Origin of the sequence: Nocardia sp. 852002-51101_SCH5132738 (genome assembly GCF_001665695.1) — a bacterium.
Classification (GTDB): Bacteria; Actinomycetota; Actinomycetes; order Mycobacteriales; family Mycobacteriaceae; genus Nocardia; species Nocardia nova.
In genome coordinates, this window is sequence record NZ_LZML01000124.1 from 1 (window position 1) to 17,115 (window position 17,115).

Here is a 17,115-nt window from a genome sequence, read left to right on the forward strand (position 1 = left end):
CCCCACGACACCTTCGTCCCGCCCACCCCGCGCCGCCCGGTCGAGGATTTCCTGTCCTTGCCGCATTGAGGCGCCGGAGACCGGTCGCCCCATGGCGGGGTGGCCACCGGCCCGCCACACGCTAGACTGACCACGCCTGATCGTCACCCCCGGGAGGCACAGGCATCGTGGACCACTGCGAGGCAGGTGCGAATTCCGTTGCGAAACGGGGTTTTCCACATTCCGCGCACGGTCCGCGCCCTCGTAGCTCAGGGGATAGAGCACCGCTCTCCTAAAGCGGGTGTCGCAGGTTCGAATCCTGCCGAGGGCACAGCTTGACCTGCGTTTTCAGGCAGATTCGCACGCCGCGTGCCAAATGCATGCCAGATGCTGAAGGCTGACAGGCTCAAATGTGACCTTTTCGGAGCAACGGGGAGCACACGCCAGGCCGTGCGTCGTCACTTTCGTGTCGGGCATCCGACATCGCGTTCTGTGTCCGATTCAGCGCGCCTCACCAACGGGGACACGCCCGGCATTCTCCGGAAGGTGCCACCTTAAGGGTTAACATTCGCCGGTGGATGAGGTGACGAAGTACCGGTGGGCCTTGCGGAGGTCCGCAGACTTGGCCAGCGACCCATCAAACCGCGGCGATAAGGCGGCGTGGTGGCGTCACACCCACCAGCGCCTCCTCGACCACGAAGGCGTTACCGGTTCACCGTGTCCACGGTGTGGTGAAGCCTGGCCGTGCGTTTCGACGATGGGAGCGATCAGCGATCTCGAAAGCGGCTCGCAGGGGTACTGATCAACCCGATTTCGGATCAGCGACGTTTCCAAACCTTCTCGCAGCAGATTGCCATTTGACGAAGTCTGGCCAAGCGGCGGTGAGATACGCGCCGTGTAGACCGGGCCGCTTTTGAACGCACAAGTAAGTGAATTAAGGTCGAAAGCTTTAATGACAGAGGATACCGACTCCAAGTTGCTCCCAGCGGAAACGAAGCTGGCCGCCGCAGTAAACCAGGGAATCATGTGCCGGTTGGTATCGTCCGATACCAACCAGGAGCCTGATCGCAAACTCACTCTTGAGGATATGCAGAAATGGAGTGACGATCACGTAATCCGCGCCTCTTTCCTGAAGAAGCTACTCGATCGAAATCAAAACACCTCGGTGCATGTCTCAGGGGCTATCATCGATGGAGCCCTATTCTTGACGGGTCAGCAAATTCACATCCTGTACCTTGAGAAGTGTTTCATCCGCGGAGAAGTCCACGCCGACGGGATGAAAGCCGGTTCCCTCACATTTATTAATTGCGTCTTTTCGGCGCACGTCGGACTCGTCGCGTCCACCGTCGATGCGTTTGCATTTACAGGGTGCACCACCCTAAGGCCGGTGTGGTTTCGTGACTCAATTTGGGGATCGGCGATGTTCGATAATACCGAACTCTTGGCAAAAGCCTGGTTTGATCACATGATCGTCACTGGAAGGGCCACTTTTACGGAAGGTCAGTTTCACGACGTTGACTTCAGCGGCTCTCGTTTTCTTAACGATGCCACATTCACGGGAACCCATTTCTCGGGCGAAGCACGCTTCACTGATGCGGTAGCGCAGACGTGGAATTTCAACGGCGCGCAGTTCGATGATCCAAACCCCGGTCTATGGACTGGAAATAATATCGACCTGTCCGATACGACGTTTCGCAAACGTGGGCATCTAACAGTCATGGCGAAAACCGTCACAGCACGCCGGTTGCGATCTATAGAAGGCACACAGCTTTCCGTACGCTCCGAGACGCTGGACCTGACGGAAGCAGACTTTCAAGGACCCAGCATAGTCACCAGCTACCAGTTAGACGAGAGCGACCGCGTCGCCTTCCCGATCCCCCTAGACACCCTGGATAGTTTCCCGCTCGCAAAAGACATTCGCGAGTATGCCATCAATCGGTCCAATGCCTTCACGGAACAAATTGTAAATACAGTGCGGCAGATTCCCGGTTGCGAACTACGCTCACTTCGCCGCGCATCCGTTGCGAAGCTGGCGCTCACCAAGGTTTCGCTGGGAAACTGCCGCTTTGCTGACGCCCACAACCTCGAGCAGATCAGGATCGGGCACGAGTGTACATTTCACCGACCTCGCAGACTTCTGCGGACACGCCGGGACACAATCGCGGAAGAAGACCTCTGGCGCGAATCCCGCCGAACAAACACCGGCCCGCCGTTTGACGTGCCCTCACCGGGAGAGATAGCGGCCATCTACCGTTCTCTACGCAAGTCGTTCGAGGACACGAAGAACGAGCCCGGTGCGGCCGACTTCTATTACGGCGAGATGGAGATGCGACGTCACGCAGCAGCGCCAAGGTCGTTCGACCGATGGCTCCTGAACGCGTACTGGGCTATTTCCGGCTACGGGTTGCGGGCATCGAGAGCACTGCTGATTTTGGTCGCTACCCTGGTACTCGCTGGAGTTCTCTATCATCAGCCAGCCTTTGCGCAAGTCGTCACACCCGGCCGAATCACCGCGTTGAACTTCGACAACGGCACTCTCGTGTACAGCAAACCGTCGAAGTCACCGGTTCCCTTCCCTGAGGCACTGGAATTCGCAGCACAGCAGAGTATTTCTTTGCTCTGGCGTCCACCTACCGCGATCGCTACCAGCCACGGAGGAACCTGGCTCGCATGGGCTCTGCACCTCGTTTGCCCAGGATTACTGGCATTGGCCGTGGTGGCCTTGCGAGCGAGGATCAAACGCTAAGTGCGGCGGCACGAAACTGACCCAGGCGCCGGCCACGGAAACCAGTCCGGTGATCGGCATCCACCACAGCAGCCCCACCTTGGCTGCCCGCATCGAGGTTGCAGCCGAACTCGCGCGACAAGCCGACTACGATTCGAACCTATGTTCGATGATTGGCCGGACGAGTTCAGCCCCTCGCTCCGCCGTACTGTTGCGCCGCCGAGACCCGTCGTCGTCAACCTGGGTAAGGCAATGCCCACCGATGCGCTCAAAGGATTCGGACGCAACAAGATCGCGATGAAGATCAAGGCCGGCGGCCTGAAACTGACAGACGATGTACCAGGACTCCTGCAGGCCTGGGCTCGCGTTGCCGACGGTACTTGGCTTGGGCTCGTCGAGATGGTCCTGTGGACTGGCAACGGCCGCGGGAAGCTACCCGTGATGCAGTGGTGCCCAGCCTCCGCCATATCGCCGGCGAGGTGAGTTCGGCCGGAACTGCAGGCACGTCCTAGCCGACAGGAGGCTCAGCCTCTGGGCGTGTGAGCTCCAGTTCGATCAGCCAGCCCTTATGGATGCCGTAGCCTGCGTACACGCACTCTTCGCACACCACGATGTTGGCGCTCCCCGGGCTGTAGATAAACCCCTGCTTCGCTCCCACGAACCGCTGGCAGTCGACGCAATCGGCCCCATAGATGTTGCGCTGCATACGTTCCTCCTCGGTGGATCAGCCGTGCCGACTCGGGTGCGCCGGCCGACTGTCGTGTTGATGCATACGAATCAATCCGCGTTCAGGCCAGCCAAATGACCCAGCCGATTGCCAGGACGAGGCACAACACGGCAAACACGATGCAGGTGTTCGTCAGCCTCGCGGCTGTGCGCTTGAGTTGTTCGATCTCGGCGGCCGACTTCTTTCGGCCCTCTTCAGCCTGGGAATTCATCGCCAGCAGCTTCTTGGCCGCGGAAGTGAGCCGGTCGTTCTCGGCGGCGGCGCGTCCGATCGCCTTCTTCTGGTCAGCTATCGTGCTGTCCCGGTCGCCGAGGGTTCTGACTTGGTCAGTGATCGTCTGCGCCTGTTCGTCGATCTTCTCGGCATGACTGTTCGCGGTGGCGCGTGCGGCGCGGAGGTCCGTTCGGAGTTGGTCGCGTTCGGCGAGGGCGTCGGCGAGTTGCCGCTTCTTGGTGGCGATTTCGTGTGCTTGGTCTTTGGTGTGTTGTTCCCAGTCGGTCACGGTGGCCCATCCTGCGGTTGTGGCGGTGCTGTATGCCCACGCGAGTTCGTCGGTGCTGCTGCTGGTCCAGTCCAGTAAAAACCGGTCGAGCGGCCAGCGGGCCACGACCATCCGTGTCCCCGGCCCTCGCCGCGCGGGTTGGTGGCGGAGGACTCCGGTGTGGAGTTCGTACCCGCCGCGGATGGCGGGGCGGAAGTCGCTGACGCCGGCGGCGGGTAGCTTCTCGACCCAGTTGCAGTGGCGGGTCAGCCAGACGACGCGGTCGCATCCGGCCGCGCGCAGTCCTTCGGTGCGCGCACGTGCGGTGTCTAGGTCGAGGTGGCTCCATTGCACCTCGACGGCGTAGGCGATTCCGTTTTTGGTTCCGTAGACATCGGGAAACTGGTCACCGATGTGGGGCTCTACCGTGGCGTCGGACAGCCCGTAGTGCTCGAGCCGGTCGCGGGTCCAGTACTTGAGCAGGGCATGGTCGAAGGTTTCCGACCCCTTCCCTCCGATCGGGATCTGACCGGCCGGCGTCCGTTTGCCGTGCCGAAGGAAGGGATTCCCGACTCGCGAGTGGTATGGCTCCACCTTGTTGCCGCAGAGCAGGCAGCGAAGTCCCTGCTTGGCTTCCCAGTCGTCGAACACGCCGTCGTCGTGGACGTCGACGAGTACGCCGTAGGGGCCCAACGCCGCGGTCATTTCACTCCCCGGGCACACCCGTCCGCGTGACGCCACCATGCTCGACCCCCTGCGGCCTACCGAAACACGTTGTATCCGAAGGTAACTCGAGGCACCGACAAACACCGCCGGTCCGATCGCTACAGGCAGCGGAAGGGCACCAGTTGTTGACAAGGAACTCTGTTCAGGCCAGACGGATCCGGGACGGTTCAGTCAGCGTCCCTTCGAGGCCACACGTGTGCAGGCGTTGGGCATCTTCGGGACCGTAGGCGGCCAGAACCGACGGTGCGCCGGCGTTCTCACTCGCACGGGTGCCGTCGGGGCGGTGGAAGTGGATTCGGCCGTCGAGGAACAGCAGCAGCGACGCGCGTTTCCAGACATGCTCGACAAACCAACTCGTCTCGGTGCGCGCGAAGACCAAGGCGGTGCCAGTGCCGTGATCAGCCAGTCGGGCAATCCATTTCACCGCTTCACGGCTGTAGGGCGGATTCAGCCAGACCCGTCCCGCCCAATCTGCAGCCAGGCCGTCCTCGGGCAGGCAGATGTGGCGGGCAGCAGTCGCCCACGGACGCGGCTGCGCCGGACTGTCCGGTGCAGCACACGGATCCAGATCGAACGGACCGAGCGCGGCCAGGATCTCCGGCGGAGTCAGCCACACGTCGGTGACCATCCGGGCCGACTGATGCCCACCCATCCCACGCGAACGGGGCCGCCGCTGCCGCCGCCGATACGCCCGCTGCCGGCACGCATTCGAACAGAACCGGCGCGGCCGACCATTCTCCGGCGACTCGATTCCACTGCCGCACATCCCGCAACGGTCCACCGCATCCTCCTCTTCGTAACGGGTTTCGTAACGCGCTTGCACTTGTGCGCTACGCATCGCCGCCCTCTGCCACCGGCACGGTGAAGGGCTGGCTGCAGATGCCGCACAGGATCGGACCGGCGTCGATCGTCTTCTTGTGGGCCCGTACACGACGTACCGGGTCGCAACTGCACACCAACGCGCTACCACTGCGCGGCGCCTTCCCCTTCCCGTCGCCGTCTTCGCCGTCCCCGTCCTTCGCGGCGAGGTCGTGTTCGGACCGACGGTGCGCAACGATCGCCGCGGTCAAGGTGGCGATCTCGTCGGCGTACTGCTCGGCGGTGGGCTCGGGCAGCGTGGTGGTCGACCATCCGATGCGCGGGTCGCGCTCGACGTGCAAGCCGAATTCGTTGGCGAGGTCGCGGAACTTCCCGTTGTGGTAGGCACCGCCGCGGCTGGTCTCGGAGATTCCACGCGTGCGCGCCGCGCCGTGGGCGGCCTCGTGCAACAGCGTGGCCAGTACGTCGCGGGCACCGAACGCGAGTCCCTCGCCCCCGACGAACAACTCGGGCAGCACCTGCTGGCCGTGTTCCCATCGGTCGGCGCCGAACGCGCCGAGCCGCAACCCGCGCCGGCCGGCCGATCCGGACGCCATCGTGACGACGACGTCGGGCACGTCCGGATGCCGGGTGCGAAGGTCGGCCCATACCGATTCGATTGCGGTCGCCAAATCACTGGCAATGGAACTCATGAAACCCTCCCCAAGGGCTTGATGCATATGCATCAATTCTACCGAAAAACTGTGCACAGCAACAGGTTTGACGCATATGCAACAACAGAAATTGATGCCTACGCGTCAACTCCCGCCGATTCCGCAGCTTTGATGCATGCGCGTCAAAACCCCGTTGATGCATCCGCAACAACCACCAGTTTGACGCATATGCATCAAACGCGCCCCGCCCGAACCTTCCTTTTGTGGTCATCGATCGAAACCGGCACGCACACAACATGACTCGACCACCGCACTGAGCGCGTCCCGCGCGCGAACACGACTCCGCAGGAGTCGCACATGCTCACGCGCCCAGCTCTACCAACGCAACGCACCCACCCAACCCCCTTTTATGGTCTCTCTTCCCCTTGTGGTCCTCTCCCCCTTCTTCTGGTTCCCTTTGTCTCCCAACTGTTTGGTGTTGGCTCTCCTCCCGCCCGGCCGCCACTCTCTACAACCACACTCTTCTCAGTGGTGGTAGAGAGTGGCGGCCGGGCGGGAGGAGAGACGACACCAAACACCCAGGTCACAGCGATCTTGTATCGGAATCCAATCGGAATCCCATTCGCATTGATTCCGCATTCGTTCCGAATTGATTCCGCATTGGTTCCGCATTGAAAATCGTTGCCCGACACAGCAGTAGGCCCGTCCAGCGATGCTGGGCGGGCCTACTGCTGTGGTTGCTCGCTACCGTGCTCGACCGGCTCCCGAACGGGCCCCGGCGGGCTCGGAAAATCATTCGGGGTGCGTCTCCTCATCACCTCCCACCAGACCGACGTTGGCGGTCAGTTCCTTGGCCGCGGTCACGGTGCGCGTCACCGCGGACGGGCTGAGTTCGACGTGCTCGGCGATGCGCGAGTGCGACCACTGCTGCTCGAACTTCAGCCGCAGAATGGTTGCGACCTTCTCCGGATCGCGACGGCCGGCCGGATCCGCACCGCACACCGATTCGGCGACCTGCGCCCACCGATCCTGCGCACCCTCCGGCTCGATCGTGGTGCGCTGGGCCGGTTCGATCTCCGGCAGCGACGGTTGCGCGGTGAGTGCTGTCGACTGCGAATAGGTTTCGGTCCGCACCTCCCGCACCGACACCCTGTGTACCGGCTCGTCCCTGCGCACCGGCTCCGGATCGGCGTCGATCCGCTCCGAACCGGTCCGCACCGGCAATGCGGATTCCGGATCGGTGGTGCGCACGTCGTCGGTGTCGTGGTGCTCACGCAGGATCATGTGCGCAAGCGCTGCTCCCATGCCGAGGACTCCGACCGGCAGGCAGGCGACCAGCACGGTGACCGGCCACGGTGCCGAGTGCATTTTCGCGGCTTGCATGAGGTGGTAGGCGATCTGACCGACCGCACCCAGAATGAGACTGCCGAAGGCGGAATACTTGGCGTACCTGCGGGTTCCCTCGGATCGGATGCGGTTGCCCAGCCACACATACAGCGCGTAGGAGGCATAGGCTTCCATGCCGATCGGCAGCGTGATCGCGGTGTTGATCGTGAACGAGTCGGCGATACCGGGCAGCGGATGAACCGGACCGAACCCGGTCAGCTGCCCGAGCCCGACCCAGCCGGACCAGATCGCGACGAACGCGGGCAACGCCAAAAGCAGCACCGGCCACGCCCGCATCGGCTGATGATTGGATTGCGCACCGGTCTGCGCACTGGCGGTTGCGCGGTGGTGCGCAGCATCGTCGCTGCGCACCGCCTGCGCACCGGACCGGAATTCGGTGCCGGACATTGGTGTGTTCCTTCCTCGTGAGATTTGCTGGGTCAGCGCACCGGGGTCACCGGCTACGCGTCAGCCCCCGGGCCTGTGTCCGTTCGTGTTGTGGTGGTTGGCGAAAGTGGCGATCCAGATACGGGACGGGTTCGAGTTCGTCGATGCGGTGGAAAGCATCGAGGTGGTCGGACAGGTCCTTGCCGGCCGCGGCCTGCATCACCCGCACCTCACCGACTCGTCCGTGCAGGGACTCGGCGACGGTGTTGGCGTGGCGGTATCCGGGGCGGTCGCGGTCGGCGACCACGATCACCCGCCCCGCCCCGCGCAGCCATTTGGCATGGTCGGGGGTCCATTTCCCGGCGCCCATCGCGTTGCAGGTCGCGATCTGCCCGGCCTCGAACGCGCGCTGCACGTCCTTCTCGCCCTCGCACACATAAATTTCGCGGCCGGCGTTGACGGCCTCGACGACGTCGGGCAGCCGGAACGGCACAGGCGCGAATCCGGTGTGTTCCCACTCGGTTCCGGTCCAATGGGCCTGCCAAAACGATTTCGCGTCCCCGTGCTCGTGCGGGGTCCGCACACGAGTCACCGCACCCTCCACCCGGCCGTCGGGCCACCGGTAGACATAGGTTTCGACGTTCTCCGGCTCCGCGATCTGCTGCCCGATCTCCTTGCGTGCAGGGAACGCGAACCGGGCGTAGTCGATGGCCTTGTCCACCCGCGACTTCGGCGCCGGCGCCGTGGTCGGGGTAGGGCGGCCCGGCCGCCGCTGGGTGCGGCGGTTCGGGTCGCGTTCGGGCAGGCGGTCCCACAGGTCGCGCACCCGTAATCCAATGCGGGACAGGACTTCTTCGTCATCGCAACGGGCCCAGCAGCGCACCATCGTCTTGCCCTGCTGCGGGTCGTACCGCACTCCCAGCGACGGGTTGTGATGGTGGCCGTCGGCCTCGTGGACAGGGCACAGGTAGTTGGTCCACTGCATCGGGCCCCGCGGAAACTTCGGCGGCCCCATCCGGCTGCTCAATGCGTCGGTGACGACCTCGTACGATCGGCCCCACTCGCTGCGCTCGTCCATGACCGGCTCACCGCTCCCGCACCGGTCGCTCGGCCCGCTGAACCTGCTGCTGGGTGAGGGTGCGGGCCTGTTCCAGGCTGCGCAGCTGCACATCGCTGAGCCCGACGTGCCCGTCCAGCTCCAGGTTGTGGGCGATGTCGGCGCGGAAGCGCTCCATCGTCTCGGGGTTGCGGCGCCAATCGTGGTAGGCGTCTTCGAGGAAGGCCCAGTGATCGGCGTGCGGCCCGGTTTCCCAGCGCTCTGCCAGGGCGTGGCGCTTCATGTCGCACAGCTGGATCTCGTAGCTGGTCACCCGCGGCCGCGCCATCTTGCGTTCCAGGTCGGTGTAGGTGGCGAAGTCGGCGCGCATGGCTTCTTCGTGTTCGCGTTGCATGGGTTATCGGCTCCGCTCGATACCGTTGCGATGCGGGCGGGCTGGGCGAGGGATCGGCTCGTATCGCCTGCCGTTGTCCATTTGCCGAACCCCATCGCGGAGCGCGGTGTCCTCTCGGGCTGTCTGCTCGATGTCGACGCGTTCCTCGGAGCCGTAGCGGTCCTGGCGTGGTGTGGCGTGGGCGAGTTTCTGTACCGCTTCGTCGCGTTCGGTCCTGTACTTGTCGCGCTCGACCGTGACCTCTACCAGTCGCAACCCGTTCTGCCGCAGGTCTTCCAGCTCACGGGCCTGGGCCAGGTTGGTGTTCTTCAACGCCTCCACCTGCGCTGTCGCGGCCGCGAGCTTCCGTTTGTGGTCGTCACGGTCTGCGGTGACCGCGTCGACACCGCGCTGCAGAATCTCCACCCGCCGCGCAAGCTGGTCACGGTCTTCACGCAACCCGCGCACCTCGCGCTCGATCTCGGCCAGCCGGTCGGGGTGCTTCGCTTCCGGCGCAACGGGTTCCGGCGCTGCGACCAGGTGCGCCTGCGTCGGTCGGGTTTCGGTGGGCTGGTCCGGCGGACACTGCTGGGTCTGCTGCGATCCCCAGGTGGTGACCTCGTCGCGCACCATGCCGAGCGGGCCGGTCGCGGACTGCCCGGTCGGGCCGGGGTTGCGCGAATCCCACATCGTCGCGACGAACTGGCCGTCGCGGCGGCTGCTGCCGTTCTCGTACTCGCTCAATCGGTCGGCGACCCACTGCTGGGCCTGCTCGCGTGTAACGAAACTCGCTGTGCGGGGCCGGTTCTGGTGCGGGACCGACGCCAACGCGGGATCGTGGTCGCGGCCGTAGTACTCCTCCGGGCCCACCGATGCCACGAACGGCGCCGCACCATCGGTGCCGAGTTCGCCGCGGCGGGCCTCGACGCCGGCCAACTGGGCCCGCAACCGCGCCGCCTCGGTATCGAGGTGGCGCGCCTGCTCGGTGCGCTGCTGCTGCTCACGCTGGGCCGCCAGGTCACGTTCGATCTCGGCTTGGCGCTGCTGGGTGCGGCGCTCCGAGGTCACCGCGGCTTCACGCGCGGCCAGCGCGGACCGGTCATCGAGCGGCGTAAACAGTCGCTCGATCCGCACCGCGGCGGGCCGGCGTTCGATCTGATCAAGGGCCTGGACCACCTGTCCGCGCTGTTCCAGCGGTAGAGCGGTGGTGTGCAGGGTGTGCTCGATGCGGTGCCGGATGGCATCGAGGCGATCGGTCCGCTCGGCCAGCCACTGCTGGTTGTCGGGTCGGGACAAATCCATGTGGGTGCGGGCCCAGTCCAGCTCGCGGGCCTCGCGGTGGTAGTCGCTGACCCGCAGGTCCGCCCACGCGCCCGCGATGCGGCGCTCGCCGACCTCGATACGCACCGCCTCGGCCAGATCCCGGCGTTCGCGGCGGGTCAGCTTGCGAACCCCGCTGTAGCGGTTGCGGTTGCGGTGCGCCTCGATCCAGGTGCGGGCGACGTTCAGAATCTCGCGCAGTGCTCGCGAGGATTCGCGGCCGATCTGATCCATCTCGTTGTCTGACATATCGGTCAATTCCTCTCAGTGACAGTCGGTTTCGGGTTCGGGTTATCGGGTGCGTTCGATCGGCGCGCGCTGGCGGTTGCGGTGGTCGAGTTCGTCGGCGGCGCGGTCGGTGAGCTTCAATCGGGACGCGTACCGGCCGCGGGTCTCGGCCAACGCGTGCTCGGCGACGCGCACCCGCTCGTCGACGCGGTCGAGGTCGTCCAGGACCGCGTCCGTCGCCTCGACCGGATCGATCTCGGCGCCGAGGGTGTCGACCTCCAACGCATCGGGGTGCCGGCGCAGCGTCCGGTACTCGCGGCGAATCTCTGCGAGCTCGCGCCGGATCTCGTTCATCCGGTCGCCGACATCGTGCAGGCGGCCGTGCAGATCGACCGGGGCGGTGCGGATCGGATCGGGCGGGATTCGGTCTTCTCGGTAGTCGTTGTGGTTCATGGCTTTTCGGCTTCCTTCCACTGGATTTCTTGCGGGCTCGGCGTGCGGGTTATGCGGCGCCGAGGGATTGGGGGTCGTCGGGGTAGGGCTCGTCGGGTGAGAGGCCGAGGAGTTGTTTGCTGAACTGCCAGTCGATGAGCGCCTGTTCGGCGGTGTGGCCGACGATCTGGCTGGCGGTGGTGAACGCGAGCGAGGCGCGGTAGCGGGCGGCGTTGTCGGCGGTGAAGCCGTACTCGTGGCCGGCGTCGGGGTCGATGTGCAGCATCCGGTACTGCTCGGGCACGGTGGCGTCGATCTCGAGCAGCCGCGCGCCGGTGGATTCCCACGGCAGTGGGGAGCACACGAACGCTTGGGCGAGCTGGTACCACATGCCGCGGATCAGCCCGTCCCGCCAGTGGTGCTCGGCGTCGTTGGCGTCGACGAGCCCGAGGGCGCTGGCGCGTTCTTCGCACGCGAATTGGGCTGCGTGCGAGCAGAACAGGGTCGCCATCTCGTCGAGCCAGTACTCGATATCGGTGACCGACACCGTCGGCTCGGCCCGGCCGGTGATGTCGCCGGGCATCACTGGGCCACCTCCGCTGTCGCGGTGGCGGCGTCGTCGGGACGGGACCGGGCCGCGGTGGCGCGGCTGGTCAGCCATGTGACGGCGCCGACCAGAGTGCGGGCGAACGCGGCGCTGCCGCGGGCGAGCGCGGTGGCGATCGTGGCGATCGCGACGGGCAGCGGGGGCCGCAGGGCGGCGTTCCACCACAGGTAGGCCAGCCACCCGATGCCGTACCCGGCTACGGGGACCGCGACGACGGCGGGCTGTCCCCATCCGGCCAGTGCGGCGGCGGTGACCACAAGGGAGGAACTGGCCGCGGTCGAGGTCAGCAACCGGGCCCGGCCACTGGAGCCGGTGGTGCCGGCTTCTTCGGTGGTGTGCTCGGTGTCGTGCTCCTCGTCGTCGACGACGCTCGGGACCAGTCGCAGGTCCGGCTTGTGCTGTGCGAGTGTCGGTTCGGCCGATGCGGCAGGCGTGCGGTCGGTGGCGCGGACGGCGGCGGCGAGGAAATCGCTGACTTCGTCGGCGATCAGGTTGCCGACCTCGTCAGCGGGCACGCCCGCGGCGAAGTCTTCGAGCCGCTTGGGCCGGTCGTCGTCGTTGTGGTCGTGTCCGTCGTCGTCTCGGATGATGCGCATGACGTTGTGCTCCAATCGAATTCGAAAGAGATGGATGAGTTACGCGGCGGCGGTGGCGGTGCCGCCGATACCGGGCTGTGTGGCGGTCTTCTTCGCAGCGGCGGTGCCGGGAAGCGGTGTGAGGCGTTTGGTGTCGAGGGGGACGATGCGGCCGTAGAAGGCGCGGCCCTTCTTGGCGAACACGAAGTCGCCGGTCTCGAACTGGCGGACCCGGTCGGGGTCGACCAGCCACTTCTCACCGACGGAGACCTGGCCTTCGTCGCCGTGGCGCTGGCCCTTGATCAGGTGCCGAGACGGCAGCATCACCCGCCGGGATCCGAAGTGTTTGCATAGCTCACCGAAGTTCTCGCCGTACCCGATCAACACCCCGCCCGCGCACGCTTTCAGCAGCCGATCCAGCGACCACTTATCGGCGGCGAGGGATTCGGGGGATTGTCCGGCGAATACCATCGCCACGCCTTGGGAGCGGCCGCGTTCGGCGATCTCTTCCAGCCCGAGTGATCCCTGTTTGGTGGTCAGGGCGCTGGCCTCGTCGAGGTACAGGGTGACCGAGCGTCGCTGGTCTTTGCGTTTGCGGCCGGCGCGCTGCATCACCATGCGCAGGGTGGCCGCGACCTGGGAGCGGGCGGCGTCCTTGTCGAGTCCGGGCACGGTCATGAACAGCACCGACAGCTCGTCGATGTTGCGGCCGCCGTCGAACACGACATTGCCGGAATCGTCTTTGAGCAGGTCGAACAGGTTGCTGCACTTGATCAGCGCATCGTCGATCTGGGGGACCTTCTCCGCCTGCAACGCGTTGACCTGACGCACCACATCCGGCGCGTTCGACCAAATCTCCTTCAGCTTGTGCTCATTCAGCCGCTCCAGGAACTCGACGTGGCTGCCAGGCGGCCCGATCGGGGCATCAACCACCAAGGACACGATGCGCTTGCGCATGTCGTCGAAGTGCTGGCCCTCCGAGGTGCTGGCCTGGCCCGAGGACAGGAACTCACTGAGCACCGCGCGCTGGTCCCGCGCCGGCATATCCCAGATGTGCAGGCGATCCCCGCCCGGGACGACGGTCGCGATCTCGTGGGCGGGAACGCCCATCGCGGTCGCCAGAGCGGTGATTTCGCGCCCGAATTCGAGGTCGTCTTGGCCGCCCTTGCAGGTGATCAGTACCAGTTGCGGCTTGGGGTGCTTGGCCGCCATCTTGGGTACGTCTTTCCACCGGTACCAGGCCCGCCACTCGTACTCGAACGTCGCCAGGGCGTGGCGTTTGATCAGCTCGGTTTTGCCGCCGCCGGTGGTCGCGATGATCGCCTGATGCCGCTTGATGTCTTTGTGCGGCACCGTCATCCAGTGCTGATGCCGCGCAGTCAGCTCCCGCATCAGCCCGGGGGTTTTGATGTCGGTGCGGTCGGCGAGGGTGCCCAGCACGATGTTCGCGCCGGCACTGTAGGGGGCGCCGAGCTTCGCAGCGCGCACCGCCGCACGAGCCCGGCGGACCGTCAATGCTTCCTGCATGCGTTCGGTGCGCGCCAGCGACTTCAACCCGACAGTGTTGGTCTTGAGCACGAAACTGGCCCACCAATACGTTGCGGCCAGCATCGCCACCGGCACCCCCAGCGACAACATCAGCCGCAACCCCGAAAAGTCACCGGCCGCGACCTGCCCCGCACCCGACCACAAGAGAGAGGCCGGGGTGCTCCAGGAACCGCCGGCCAGGACCGACAACACCGGCAGCACCAGCGATCCGAACGCGAAGTTCCGCAAGCGGTGCGGCGCCAGCGGGAGTGCGGAGGCGACGCCGATGATCAGGATCAGCATCGCGACCACCACCACACCGGCCACCAGCGAATTCGCCACCACGTGCTCGACAGCTGAGACGTCGGGCATGTGCAGGCCGGTGATGTGGTGGTCGACCTGATCGGTCACGTGTCGGACCGGTGCGGGGGTGCCGGGAGGGGCTTCGGGGTGCAGGTTGCCGAACGGGGCGCTGCTGCCCGGTGCCGGTGACATCGGCGCGGGAACCGGGGTGGTGTAGGCGTCCTTGCAGTCGTCCGGGGTGATCAAGGGGGTGCAGTCGCTGGTCATGATGCTTCCTTGGAAAGTCGAATGAGGTTGTCGCGGTGGCGGTTCGCGGCCTTCGCGGCGCGCATGGCGCGGCGTTTGGCGGTGTGCTGTTCCCACTGCTCGTCGAAGTCGCCGACGGCGAACAACAGGGGAAGGTCGGCGAGTTCGCGGGGCAGTCGCTTCTTCGCCGCGGTCACCGCCGCAATGACGCGTTCGGTGCGGCACAGATACAGCACCCCCACCAGCCGGTGGGGCTGCGCGTCGCGCGCGGACCGGAACGCACCGGCCAGCGCGGAATCGAGGTGTTTGGGGTCCTTTTCGGTCAGTTCGACTTCCAGGGCCCACCAGCCGTAGGTGCCGTCGATGACTCCGCAGAACCAGCCGTCGTGCACGTGCGGGCGGTTGGGCATCGGCTCGCGGCCGGTGCTGAACTCCAGCACGGGTTTGCGGTTGCGGGCCTCGGCCTCGGCGCGCAGCCGCTTGCCGGCCTCGTGACGCAGCACCCGCTCGGACACCCACGCCTGCGGGTCGGAGCCGACCAGCATGATGCGGGCCTGCGCCACCGCCCGATAGTGGTTGGCGAACATCAGCGGCGGTTCCCACTCAGAGGGCCGCCACCCCAAATAGCGTGCTGCCACATCGCGTTTCGGATACAGCCACGCCCGCCCGCGCTGCACCTTCGCCAGCGACGCCCACCCGTTGTCGACCAACACCCGCCCGATCGCGTACGCACTGGACTCGTGCACGTTCAAGAACTCGGCCAGCACATCGATCTGCAGCCCGTGCATATGCGAGGTCGCCGACAACACCTCGGCCTGGCGCTCGGTCGCGGTGTCCTGACGCGGGCCCGGAAGGATCCGGCCCATCGACCCCGCCGGCACACCCAGCTCCGCGGCGATCTCGGCCACGCTGTAGCCCTGCGCCCGCAACGCCGCGGCCTCACCCAACTGCTTCTCGACCTGCCGCAACGGGATACCGAGGGTGCGGCGGATCTCGCCGTAGGACAGCCCGGCGGCTCGCAGACCGGCGACGATCTGTGGGCGGTAGCGGCGCTCCAACGCCACGAAATCCGCGGCGTCGGTCTTCGTGTTGTGGTTCATCGGGTTCGCTCCCTTCCAGGTCGGGTAGCGCGGCGGGCGGCCAGATCGGCGCGTGCCGCCTCGATCAGCTCGCGCATGTCTTCCGCGTCGATCCCGCGGCGTTCGCACGCCTGCGCCGAACGCACCCACCGCGCGATCCGCAGCGACTCCAGCTGCGCCTCGGTCGGTTCCTGCTTCGGCCGGGTCCGCTGCGCGTCGTAGAGATACGCCTGCCGACGCCCGCGACCGCGGACCTGCGCCTGCCATTCGCTGGTCGGGCGGCGGCCCTCGGCATCCAGCTGCCGCCAAGTGCGCAGATGCTGCGGCGCCATCCGCCACGGCCACGTCGGCACCCCGTACCGCTTGCCCTCCGGGTCCAAATACGCGGTACTCATGGCGCGACCCCGGGCAGGTAGTCGATGCCCAGCTCGATCAGCTCGGCGCGATTCGCGGCCACGAACCGCTCGACCGCCTCGGTGATCCGAGCCAGACTGTCTTCCATCCCGGCGACGTATTCGTCGAACTGGCGGTCGAATTCGTCCGCGTTCGCCGTCGGATCGGTCATGTAGACCGCGTAGTCGTAGCTGCGATCCGCCGGCGCGCTGATCACGCAGTCCTCGTAGAACCGCAACTTCTCGAACAGCACCTCGGCCTCGTCAGCCACCCGCGCCAACACAGCGCGACGATCGTTCTCGCCGGTCACCGGGCCACCCCCGACTCCGCCGTCGTCGGGACGACGTGAACGCAATCGATCCGCGAAACCTCGTCCGCCCGACACACATTCGGCGACGGCGCATAAGTCGGGCTGCCCTGGCCGAGCATGATCCCGAACACGATCCCGGCGCCGAAACACACCGCCGCCGCCAACGCGATCAGCCGCCACTTCGGCGGGGTCGCATACATTCCCGCCTGCACCAGCCCAGCCGCGTCGAACTCCGGCCGCCCGAACGCCGCCAACCCCGTGTGGTGGCGGGTGAAATCCAGACTGTTCATCGCCGCCACATCCCCCGCGGACGACGGAACATCGTCGACACCAGCCAGCGCAGCCCGAACACGAACACCGCAGCCGCGATCACAATCCCGATCACCAAATCTGGGGACGTGACCAGCGCATACAGACCGATCATCGTGACGGCTAGAAGCAGAGGCATCCGAGTCATCACGACACCGCCTGCGATGCCAAACCCTCGACCCGCTCGGCCGTCGCCATCGGGCGCGCGAGGTTCAACAGCTCCACCCGATCGATGCGGATCTGGTTCGACGCCAACCGATACCCGGTCAACTTTCCTTGAGATATCCAGCGGCGCAACGTCTTCACGTGCACGTCCACCAGTGCTGCCGCTTCCGACAGCCTGATCAGCACCACATCGCGCGATTCCGCGTCCTTGCGCGTCCGCGAACTTGTCATGACTTCCACTCCCTCTGTTGGACATCGGTTGAAAACCGGTCATATCTGAGAGTGGATGCAGTCAACGCCCTAAAAAA

General features: G+C 65.7%; 20 protein-coding genes and 1 tRNA gene. 3 read left to right on the forward strand and 18 right to left on the reverse strand.

Going from position 1 to position 17,115, the window contains the following annotated elements; genetic code table 11:
- Positions 1 to 237 precede the first annotated feature (237 nt).
- From A5789_RS18155 to A5789_RS18160, 3 genes are all read left to right on the forward strand, one after another.
- Positions 238 to 310 (forward strand) — tRNA-Arg (locus A5789_RS18155).
- Positions 311 to 931: 621 nt separating this feature from the next.
- The gene (locus A5789_RS36655) at positions 932 to 2,725 is read left to right on the forward strand and encodes a pentapeptide repeat-containing protein (RefSeq protein WP_155525706.1); all 1,794 of its coding nucleotides are present in this window, start codon (positions 932 to 934) and stop codon (positions 2,723 to 2,725) included.
- Positions 2,726 to 2,866: 141 nt separating this feature from the next.
- Positions 2,867 to 3,187, forward strand: a complete 321-nt coding sequence (locus A5789_RS18160; RefSeq protein ID WP_227462905.1) for a hypothetical protein — start codon at positions 2,867 to 2,869, stop codon at positions 3,185 to 3,187.
- Between the two features lie 25 nt (positions 3,188 to 3,212).
- Here A5789_RS18160 and A5789_RS18165 read toward each other — a convergent pair whose 3' ends face one another.
- The 18 genes from A5789_RS18165 to A5789_RS18245 all read right to left on the reverse strand — a co-directional run bounded on the left by A5789_RS18165 (position 3,213) and on the right by A5789_RS18245 (position 17,038).
- Positions 3,213 to 3,410, reverse strand: coding sequence for a hypothetical protein (locus A5789_RS18165; protein WP_064907277.1), 198 nt, complete (start codon positions 3,408 to 3,410; stop codon positions 3,213 to 3,215).
- Between the two features lie 82 nt (positions 3,411 to 3,492).
- Positions 3,493 to 4,617 carry a hypothetical protein gene (locus A5789_RS18170; RefSeq protein ID WP_064923027.1) on the reverse strand — a complete coding sequence of 375 codons (1,125 nt, stop codon included), beginning with the start codon at positions 4,615 to 4,617 and terminating at the stop codon, positions 3,493 to 3,495.
- A 163-nt stretch (positions 4,618 to 4,780) separates the two neighbouring features.
- Complete coding sequence (locus A5789_RS18175; RefSeq protein ID WP_228792816.1) at positions 4,781 to 5,266, reverse strand: phage N-6-adenine-methyltransferase; 486 nt, start codon at positions 5,264 to 5,266, stop codon at positions 4,781 to 4,783.
- 202 nt (positions 5,267 to 5,468) lie between these two features.
- Positions 5,469 to 6,149, reverse strand: a complete 681-nt coding sequence (locus A5789_RS18180) for a hypothetical protein (RefSeq protein ID WP_064923029.1) — start codon at positions 6,147 to 6,149, stop codon at positions 5,469 to 5,471.
- A gap of 753 nt (positions 6,150 to 6,902) precedes the next feature.
- Entirely contained in the window at positions 6,903 to 7,904 is a 1,002-nt protein-coding gene (locus A5789_RS37370; protein WP_197516647.1) for a sigma-70 family RNA polymerase sigma factor, read from the reverse strand.
- Positions 7,905 to 7,950: 46 nt separating this feature from the next.
- Positions 7,951 to 8,961, reverse strand: a complete 1,011-nt coding sequence (locus A5789_RS18190) for a toprim domain-containing protein (protein ID WP_064902990.1) — start codon at positions 8,959 to 8,961, stop codon at positions 7,951 to 7,953.
- A 7-nt stretch (positions 8,962 to 8,968) separates the two neighbouring features.
- Positions 8,969 to 9,334 (reverse strand): hypothetical protein, encoded by a 366-nt coding sequence (locus tag A5789_RS18195; RefSeq protein WP_064902992.1) that lies wholly within the window; start codon positions 9,332 to 9,334, stop codon positions 8,969 to 8,971.
- Positions 9,335 to 9,337: 3 nt separating this feature from the next.
- Positions 9,338 to 10,882, reverse strand: coding sequence for a hypothetical protein (locus A5789_RS18200; RefSeq protein WP_156773017.1), 1,545 nt, complete (start codon positions 10,880 to 10,882; stop codon positions 9,338 to 9,340).
- Positions 10,883 to 10,924: 42 nt separating this feature from the next.
- Positions 10,925 to 11,314, reverse strand: a complete 390-nt coding sequence (locus A5789_RS18205; RefSeq protein ID WP_064902786.1) for a hypothetical protein — start codon at positions 11,312 to 11,314, stop codon at positions 10,925 to 10,927.
- 49 nt (positions 11,315 to 11,363) lie between these two features.
- Positions 11,364 to 11,876: a hypothetical protein gene (locus tag A5789_RS18210; protein ID WP_064927308.1), complete on the reverse strand. Its 513-nt coding sequence runs from the start codon at positions 11,874 to 11,876 to the stop codon at positions 11,364 to 11,366.
- Entirely contained in the window at positions 11,876 to 12,496 is a 621-nt protein-coding gene (locus A5789_RS18215; protein WP_064927310.1) for a hypothetical protein, read from the reverse strand. The genes A5789_RS18210 and A5789_RS18215 overlap by 1 nt, the downstream gene beginning before the upstream one ends.
- A gap of 39 nt (positions 12,497 to 12,535) precedes the next feature.
- On the reverse strand, positions 12,536 to 14,572 hold the full coding sequence (locus A5789_RS18220; protein ID WP_064927312.1) for a hypothetical protein: 2,037 nt from the start codon (positions 14,570 to 14,572) through the stop codon (positions 12,536 to 12,538).
- Positions 14,569 to 15,651, reverse strand: coding sequence for a hypothetical protein (locus A5789_RS18225; RefSeq protein ID WP_064927314.1), 1,083 nt, complete (start codon positions 15,649 to 15,651; stop codon positions 14,569 to 14,571). Before A5789_RS18225 ends, A5789_RS18220 begins: the two co-directional genes overlap by 4 nt.
- Positions 15,648 to 16,025, reverse strand: a complete 378-nt coding sequence (locus A5789_RS18230; RefSeq protein ID WP_064901161.1) for a hypothetical protein — start codon at positions 16,023 to 16,025, stop codon at positions 15,648 to 15,650. Before A5789_RS18230 ends, A5789_RS18225 begins: the two co-directional genes overlap by 4 nt.
- Positions 16,022 to 16,333, reverse strand: a complete 312-nt coding sequence (locus tag A5789_RS18235; RefSeq protein WP_064901158.1) for a hypothetical protein — start codon at positions 16,331 to 16,333, stop codon at positions 16,022 to 16,024. Before A5789_RS18235 ends, A5789_RS18230 begins: the two co-directional genes overlap by 4 nt.
- Positions 16,330 to 16,632 (reverse strand): hypothetical protein, encoded by a 303-nt coding sequence (locus tag A5789_RS18240; RefSeq protein ID WP_064901156.1) that lies wholly within the window; start codon positions 16,630 to 16,632, stop codon positions 16,330 to 16,332. The genes A5789_RS18235 and A5789_RS18240 overlap by 4 nt, the downstream gene beginning before the upstream one ends.
- On the reverse strand, positions 16,620 to 16,793 hold the full coding sequence (locus A5789_RS36660; RefSeq protein ID WP_156773018.1) for a hypothetical protein: 174 nt from the start codon (positions 16,791 to 16,793) through the stop codon (positions 16,620 to 16,622). The genes A5789_RS18240 and A5789_RS36660 overlap by 13 nt, the downstream gene beginning before the upstream one ends.
- The gene (locus tag A5789_RS18245) at positions 16,790 to 17,038 is read right to left on the reverse strand and encodes a helix-turn-helix domain-containing protein (RefSeq protein ID WP_064901153.1); all 249 of its coding nucleotides are present in this window, start codon (positions 17,036 to 17,038) and stop codon (positions 16,790 to 16,792) included. The genes A5789_RS36660 and A5789_RS18245 overlap by 4 nt, the downstream gene beginning before the upstream one ends.
- Positions 17,039 to 17,115: the final 77 nt, after the last annotated feature.

Coding starts and splice junctions, on each gene's coding strand:
- A5789_RS36655 (WP_155525706.1), top strand. CDS start 932: ATGACAGAGGATACCGACTCCAAGTTGCTCCCAGCGGAAACGAAGCTG.
- A5789_RS18160 (WP_227462905.1), top strand. CDS start 2,867: ATGTTCGATGATTGGCCGGACGAGTTCAGCCCCTCGCTCCGCCGTACT.
- A5789_RS18165 (WP_064907277.1), bottom strand. CDS start 3,410: ATGCAGCGCAACATCTATGGGGCCGATTGCGTCGACTGCCAGCGGTTC.
- A5789_RS18170 (WP_064923027.1), bottom strand. CDS start 4,617: ATGACCGCGGCGTTGGGCCCCTACGGCGTACTCGTCGACGTCCACGAC.
- A5789_RS18175 (WP_228792816.1), bottom strand. CDS start 5,266: ATGGTCACCGACGTGTGGCTGACTCCGCCGGAGATCCTGGCCGCGCTC.
- A5789_RS18180 (WP_064923029.1), bottom strand. CDS start 6,149: ATGAGTTCCATTGCCAGTGATTTGGCGACCGCAATCGAATCGGTATGG.
- A5789_RS37370 (WP_197516647.1), bottom strand. CDS start 7,904: ATGTCCGGCACCGAATTCCGGTCCGGTGCGCAGGCGGTGCGCAGCGAC.
- A5789_RS18190 (WP_064902990.1), bottom strand. CDS start 8,961: ATGGACGAGCGCAGCGAGTGGGGCCGATCGTACGAGGTCGTCACCGAC.
- A5789_RS18195 (WP_064902992.1), bottom strand. CDS start 9,334: ATGCAACGCGAACACGAAGAAGCCATGCGCGCCGACTTCGCCACCTAC.
- A5789_RS18200 (WP_156773017.1), bottom strand. CDS start 10,882: ATGTCAGACAACGAGATGGATCAGATCGGCCGCGAATCCTCGCGAGCA.
- A5789_RS18205 (WP_064902786.1), bottom strand. CDS start 11,314: ATGAACCACAACGACTACCGAGAAGACCGAATCCCGCCCGATCCGATC.
- A5789_RS18210 (WP_064927308.1), bottom strand. CDS start 11,876: ATGCCCGGCGACATCACCGGCCGGGCCGAGCCGACGGTGTCGGTCACC.
- A5789_RS18215 (WP_064927310.1), bottom strand. CDS start 12,496: ATGCGCATCATCCGAGACGACGACGGACACGACCACAACGACGACGAC.
- A5789_RS18220 (WP_064927312.1), bottom strand. CDS start 14,572: ATGACCAGCGACTGCACCCCCTTGATCACCCCGGACGACTGCAAGGAC.
- A5789_RS18225 (WP_064927314.1), bottom strand. CDS start 15,651: ATGAACCACAACACGAAGACCGACGCCGCGGATTTCGTGGCGTTGGAG.
- A5789_RS18230 (WP_064901161.1), bottom strand. CDS start 16,025: ATGAGTACCGCGTATTTGGACCCGGAGGGCAAGCGGTACGGGGTGCCG.
- A5789_RS18245 (WP_064901153.1), bottom strand. CDS start 17,038: ATGACAAGTTCGCGGACGCGCAAGGACGCGGAATCGCGCGATGTGGTG.